Consider the following 722-nt stretch of genomic DNA (forward strand, 5'->3'; position numbering starts at 1 on the left):
GATATTAAACATCCAATAATTGAGTTGATATACATATGCCCTAACATCTTCATATATAGCATCCATAATAGCCGCTTCAAATATAGGTTCACTTGCAGCAAATAATAATTGAAAAACAAAAATAGCAATACAAAATATAACTAAACCAGTACCGTCCATAGTAACCGTAATACTTAGAATAATTAGGCAAATTGCATATAAAAAGTGAATATAATTCACCGTTTTCTTCCTATTATAATTATCACCTAAATATCCACCAAAAAAAGACACTATAAAACTCACTATAATATTTATAATTAAAAATGTCCCTGCAAAAACTGCGTTCACCTTGCTCGTTAAATAAAGTGCTATAAAAGGCATGATGGCTTGACTTGCTATAATCAAGATAAAATCTGCAATCATTCGTGTTTTCAAAGTTGTTGACAAAGTTGAAAAGCGTTTCATCTTGACTGCCTCCTTTTGAAGTAAATATAAAGCACATTATACACTAGATGCACACTATAAATATACAATATATCAAATTTAATTATGTATTTTACTANNTCACTCCGTATCTGTTAAATAATTTCAGCCAAAATAAATAAGGCTGGACAAATGAATTGTCTCAGCCTTTTATCATTACATATGATTTAGTCGTTAAATTTTTTCAAAACAAGGACGGCATTATGGCCACCAAATCCTAAACTATTACTCATAGCGTAAGTAATATCTAAATCTTCAGC

Annotated in this window: 2 protein-coding genes; both read right to left on the reverse strand. The window is 29.6% G+C overall.

Annotation, left to right across the window (positions count from 1 at the left end; translation table 11 throughout):
- Positions 1-444: MFS transporter (locus KA878_RS13910; RefSeq protein ID WP_398577055.1), on the reverse strand; the 444-nt coding region annotated here is incomplete at its 3' end.
- 185 nt (positions 445-629) lie between these two features.
- The coding region (locus KA878_RS14470; protein WP_245336773.1) for a hypothetical protein at positions 630-722 on the reverse strand (93 nt) is incomplete at its 5' end.

It is taken from the genome of Staphylococcus sp. GDY8P57P, assembly GCF_017892585.1.
In the GTDB taxonomy this organism is placed as follows: Bacteria; Bacillota; Bacilli; order Staphylococcales; family Staphylococcaceae; genus Staphylococcus; species Staphylococcus borealis.